This is a genomic window from uncultured Campylobacter sp., assembly GCF_937997465.1.
Lineage (GTDB): Bacteria > Campylobacterota > Campylobacteria > Campylobacterales > Campylobacteraceae > Campylobacter_A.
Genome location: NZ_CALKTQ010000198.1, coordinates 1 through 5581, shown reverse-complemented (window position 1 = coordinate 5581; position 5581 = coordinate 1). Strand labels below are relative to the sequence as shown.

The 5581-nt window shown below is 44.1% G+C and carries 5 protein-coding genes; 1 reads left to right on the top strand and 4 read right to left on the bottom strand.

From position 1 onward, the window contains the following. Nucleotides 1–1253 (bottom strand): Na+/H+ antiporter NhaC family protein (locus Q0546_RS06425; protein ID WP_298791544.1); only part of this gene is annotated, 1253 nt, incomplete at its 3' end. 84 nt (nt 1254–1337) lie between these two features. After that, entirely contained in the window at nt 1338–1733 is a 396-nt protein-coding gene (locus Q0546_RS06420) for a hypothetical protein (RefSeq protein ID WP_298791539.1), read from the bottom strand. A 112-nt stretch (nt 1734–1845) separates the two neighbouring features. Here Q0546_RS06420 and Q0546_RS06415 point away from each other — a divergent pair, with 112 nt between their 5' ends. Then, nucleotides 1846–2664, top strand: a complete 819-nt coding sequence (locus Q0546_RS06415; RefSeq protein WP_298057662.1) for a CsgG/HfaB family protein — start codon at nt 1846–1848, stop codon at nt 2662–2664. A 265-nt stretch (nt 2665–2929) separates the two neighbouring features. On the opposite strand, the gene Q0546_RS06410 is transcribed toward Q0546_RS06415, so the two are convergent. Beyond that, nucleotides 2930–3967, bottom strand: coding sequence for a hypothetical protein (locus Q0546_RS06410; protein ID WP_298791537.1), 1038 nt, complete (start codon nt 3965–3967; stop codon nt 2930–2932). Between the two features lie 8 nt (nt 3968–3975). Next, nucleotides 3976–5427: an MBOAT family O-acyltransferase gene (locus tag Q0546_RS06405; protein WP_298791535.1), complete on the bottom strand. Its 1452-nt coding sequence runs from the start codon at nt 5425–5427 to the stop codon at nt 3976–3978. Between the last annotated feature and the right edge of the window lie 154 nt (nt 5428–5581).

Genomic DNA, 5581 nt, shown 5'->3' with positions numbered 1-5581 from the left:
TTGTGCTGGCCGTCGGCGTTTAGACCGCTCGTAGGCCCTAGCGTGCTATCGCTAGCGGGACTGCCCGCATCGCCCAGAGCCGCCGCGATACCGACTAACAAGATAATAGCCGCCGGAGAAAATCCTAGCGAAAGAGAAAACGGCACGTAGATCGCCGCGATGATCGGTATCGTGCCAAAGCTCGTGCCGATACCCATAGTAACAAGCAAGCCGATAGCTAGCATCAAGATCGCGCCGCCCATTTTACCGCCGGCGACTGCGCTAGCAAAGCTCACTAGCTGCTCGATACCGCCGCTCTCGCGCAAGACCGAGCCAAAGCCCGCGGCAACGAGCATGATAAATGCGATAAAGCCCATCATCGCTAGGCCGCTGTCCATGATTTTGTCGATTTTTCGGTACTCGATACCGCCAAAAACCACCATAACAAGCAGGCCGATAAGCGCGCCAAGGGGCATACTCTCGGTATAAATTTGCACTCCAAACGCCGCAACCGCGCCGCCAAGCACCGCCCACTCTTTTTTCGTCATTTTTAGGCTTGCGGCCAACTGTGCCTCTTGCTCTTCGCTCGTTTCAAATTTAGTGTGCGCGTAGTCGCGTCTTTTGCGGTAAAAGACGAAAACGGCTAAAAGCAAGCCCACTAGCATAGAAAGGCCACCGATCCACATTACGCTTGAGATCTCGCTCATCTGCACCTCTACGCCGTTGTTTGCGAGCTCTTTTTGTATGATACCGTGAAAGATAAGACCAAAGCCCACGCTAAGGCTCACATATGGCGCCTTTAGTCCGAAAGTTAGCGCGCACGCGACGGCTCGGCGGTCGATGCCTAGGCGGTTCATCAGTGGCAAAAGCGGCGGAATGAGAATCGGGATGAAAGCGATATGCACGGGAATCAAATTTTGCGACAAGCACGCGATCGCGGCGATTATCAGAGCAAAATAGGTGCTGGTTTTCGCTAGAGCCTTGCTAACGGCGTTTATGAGGATCACCGTTAGGTTCGTGTTGGCTATCGCGGCTGCGAGAGCGCCTAGCAAGATATAGCTGAGCGAGGTTTCTAGGTTGCCTTTCATGCCGGTTATCAGCGTCGATGTGGTAGCTGTTAGCGCGCCAAAAAAGGCCCCTACGCCGGCAAATCCGCCGTGATAGATGAGACCCGCGACTAGGGCGGAGACGAGGATGGAAAGCAGGATGTTAAATCTCAGCAAACAAAGCGCAGTCATCACTAGGATACTGATCACGACGGGGTTGGTTAGCATTATTTTCCTTTTTATAAATAAAATTCGTAAATCAAATTTCGCCGCAGATCAAATTTGATGACTAGCGGCGAACGGGCGTCAAATTTATCTAACGCGGATGCCTACTTGCGGGCGAGGCGAATAGTAATAATCGTCGCGTCTGTCGCGGTATCCGTCATCATATCCGTCGTCGTAGCCTCTTTCGTAGCTTCGGTCGTCCGATTTGCTCGAGCCGCCTTTTTTTATGTTATTGTTTTTTATGTACTGATCGACCAGTTTGTCGCGGTAGTCTCTGCCTCGGTCGGTTTGTCTGTAACCGCCGTATGGAGGGTCCATATATATCACTACATCGTCGTCGTATCTATCTCGGTGGCGGCGTTTTTTGTATTTGTAGCTGTTATCCGGGATGACTATTAAAGATTCGTTTGAATAACGGTCGTAAGCGTTTGCCAAATTTAAACAAAACGCTGAAAAAATAGCGATTAAAACAAGTTTTTTCATGTTAAATCCTTTCTGGTTATTTCTAAATCATTTTATAACATCAAATTTAAAATAAAGTAAATTTTTAGCGCAAATATATTACAATTTTGTAAATTTATCTAAGGAGTTATAAATGAAAAAATCGTTTTTTAACGCATCGAAGATTGCGACTTTGGCTTTGCCTTTTCTTTTGACGGGTTGTATGTCGTCGATGAGTATGGGATCGCCTGGGGCTAAAACGACGGCTACCGGCTCAGCTGCGGGTTCAAGCGCGCACAATACTAACTCTGGACTAACCAGATGTACCGAGTCTATGGGTACGGTTACGATTTATGAGGATAGAAATAGCGACTGGTACTCCGTCGTAACCGGGCAGTACAAACTAACATCTACTATCCCGGTTCTTAGGCTCCTAGCTCAGCAGTCAAACTGCTTCGTAGTCGTCGAGCGTAGCAAGGCATTTAACCAAATGTTAGAAGAGCGCGCGTTGATGGAGTCGGGCGAGCTTAGAAAGAACTCAAATTTCAAAAAAGGTCAGATGGTCGCCGCGGACTACACCTTAACTCCTACGATAACATTTAGCGAGAGCAACACTAGCGGTCTAGGCGGCGTCGTAGGCGCATTTTTCGGCTCAGTCGCAGGTACTGTAGCCGGCGGGTTTAGCACGAGCGACGTAAGTACTGTTCTAACGCTAATCGAAAACCGATCGGGCGTACAGTTAGCGGCAGCCGAGGGAAGCGCTAGAAACACGGACTTTGCAGGACTTGGAGGCTTATTTGGTAGTAAGGTAGGCGGAGGACTTGGGGCCTACGCCAACACGCCTGAGGGCAAAGTCATAGTAGCAGCCTTCACCGACTCGATGAATAACCTAATAGAAGCCGTCAGAAACTACAAAATGCAAACCGTAAAAGGCGGTTTGGGCGCGGGCGGCGCGATGAAAGTAGCGGATTAATTTTATCTTCGTTAGGCTAGAGCGACTAAAATCGCTCTAGCTATTTTATAAGCGCGAGACGGGCTCTGTTTTGCGCTTAAATTTGAACTTTTGGGCTCAAATTTGCATATTTTTCTACGTCAAATTTCGATTTCCTATAAAAAGACCTGCGTTAAATTTACTTCAAATTCTAGTTCGAAAAATTATGACGGTGAGTAAAATTTACTCAAATTTAACTTAGTTAGAAAGCAAAAGTCCAAATTTACGCTCGCTAGTAAATATAATTTTACTTCGCGTGTAGCTCTTTTGCATATTTTGACTTTTCGAGATTTTCGATTAGCTTTTGCGTGCGCATATCTCTGGCCTCGGGTACTAGATGAAACCACGTGTCGTGCAGAAATTTACGCGGGAAATAGCTATCTTTATAATCGCCGATCATCTCAAAGCCGTTATCTTCGATGAGCTTTTTTACGTCTTTTAGAAATTTTTGATTATCTGCGGCGTGTGGGTAGTTTAGGTCGTAGCAGTCGTCGCCTGCGACGGCCGGGTAGGTAAAGATAAATTTGATCCCCTTTTCGCGCTCGAGTTTTTTCATAAAATTTAAATTTTCTTTGAAAATATCGCTTATACCGATTTTGCTACCCGAAAAATCGGTGAAAAATATGTATTTTTGGCACGGCATCTGCGTGTCTTTGGCTTCTTCTACTTTGCCGATGTATTTATAATCGCCGCGTTCGCCGTTTCTAAAATCCGGCGAAAAATCGTGCACGGCTTGAGGCTTTTTGTTGATAAAGTTATCGAAATTTATCTCAAATGCCGCTATTTCTTTATAGTCTCTTATTAGCGCGTTTATAAATGCTTGAAACGGGATTTGCGAGATAGTTTTTAGCTTTTCAAAAAACGGTAAATAGTCGTAAAAATGGTGAATCTCAAAAAAAAGTCCGTAGTAATAAGTATCGGGCGGAACATCGTTGATGTAGTACCTGTACTCCAAAGGTAGGATAAAAATATCTCCTTTATGCGCTAGCTTGGCCGCTCGGTAGAGTCTGTGGCGTAGCGGATAACCGCCGTGATCGGCTAAATTTATAACCAGCTTGCCAAAGTGCTTTTCAAGCATCTGGGAGTTGATACCGTGATAGGAGTTTGAGCCGCTTTCGACGATGATACGGTTTTGTTCAGTCGTGTTTGAGATGAGGTAGTTTTTATACGCGTAGTGATGAGCCGACGAAACCCTGATGAGAAACATCGCAAACGCCATATAAAACGCGATCATAACTAGCGTCAAAATAGGAAGCGTCAAAAGAAAAATTTTATATTTTTTCAAATTTAATCCTAAAAGTTAAAATACAAAAACGGTGACTCCTGCGCACCGGAGCTAAAAGCAAAAACCAAAGCCAACAAAAACGCCGTAAAGAGCGCGGTAAGAAAGCCAAATTTTGCTCTAGCGGCCATTTCATTCGAGTTTCGCCCAAAAATCGTAACCAAAAGCGTAATACCCATAATAGCACAGAACGTACCCATGGCTATTTGCGGTGTTTCCATAAAATTTATTTGATTGTATCCCAGAGAGTTACTTATGTACTCTAAGTAGTTAAAATTTATCTTAACCGAGCTAAAATCAAACATGCCTTTTAGCACTTTCATCGCGCTATCTAGGTCTCTGGCGCGGAAAAATATCCAAGTGATATTTATAAAGTTAAACGTTATAAACCAGGCTAGAAATTTATTCATCGGGCGAAAATGCGCGCCATAAAATCTACAAACCATCATCGCAAACCCGTGTAGCGCGCCCCAGATGATAAACATCCAGCCCGCTCCATGCCAAAGTCCGCCTAGCAAAAACACCGCAAAAACGTTAGCGTAAGTGCGGTATTCGCCTCTGCGGTTACCACCTAGCGGGATATAGATGTAGTCGCGTAAAAATCTCGAGAGCGTCATATGCCATCTGTGCCAAAAGTCTTGGATATTTAGCGCTTTGTAGGGGGAGTTGAAATTTATCGGCAGGACAATGTTAAACATATATGAAATGCCGATCGCCATATCGGTGTAACCGCTAAAGTCAAAATATAGCTGAAAAGTGTAGCTAAGGCTCGTGATCCATGCCTCGCTCATGCTAAGAGTCGTATACACGTCAAAACCGTGAAGGGCAAATCTAGCGAAAAAATCGGCCACTACGACCTTTTTAAAAAGTCCGATTGAAAATAAAAAAAGTCCGATGCTTAAATTTTTATAGTTTATGTGCTTTAAACGTAAATTTGCAAACTGCGGCATCATCTCGGCGTGGTGGATGATAGGACCGGCTAAAAGATGCGGGAAATACGTAACGAAAAGCGCGTAGCGAAGGAAGCTGGGTTCTTTTACTTTTTCATGGTAGCAATCCACTAAAAATGCTATTTGCGTAAATGTAAAAAAGCTAATGCCAAGAGGCAAAATAACGTGGTGCAAAGGTACGTCGGTACCGAAAATTCCGTTAAAATTTTCTATCAAAAAGTCGGTGTATTTGTAGTAGGCCAATAGGGCTAAATTTGCCACGACGCCCACCCATAAAATAAGTTTTTTGCGAGATGGGTGAGCGCAGAGCAGATGACCGACGTAGAAGTTAAACGTAATCGAACCTAAAATAAGCGGGATATAAATAAAATTCCAATATCCATAAAAAAATAGCGAAGCGACCGTGAGCCAAAAGATACTGAGTTGAACGAATTTGAGTTTATTTAAAACAAAATAAACCCCAAAAGTAATCGGTAAGAAAAAAACTATAAACGCAAATGAGTTAAAAAGCATTTTTACCCTTATTTTAAAAGAGTTTAAATATACTCAAATTTGATTTAAATTAAGCTTTTTAAAGCTAAATTCGATAAAATCGCCCAAATTTCACTAAAAGGATCAAATTTGAGAAGCGACATCATCAAAAAAGGCTATACGCGCGCGCCGCACA

What these genes read in the sequence shown, in the direction of transcription:
- Q0546_RS06420 (WP_298791539.1), bottom strand. Translation starts at nt 1,733, where the DNA reads ATGAAAAAACTTGTTTTAATCGCTATTTTTTCAGCGTTTTGTTTAAAT.
- Q0546_RS06415 (WP_298057662.1), top strand. Translation starts at nt 1,846, where the DNA reads ATGAAAAAATCGTTTTTTAACGCATCGAAGATTGCGACTTTGGCTTTG.
- Q0546_RS06405 (WP_298791535.1), bottom strand. Translation starts at nt 5,427, where the DNA reads ATGCTTTTTAACTCATTTGCGTTTATAGTTTTTTTCTTACCGATTACT.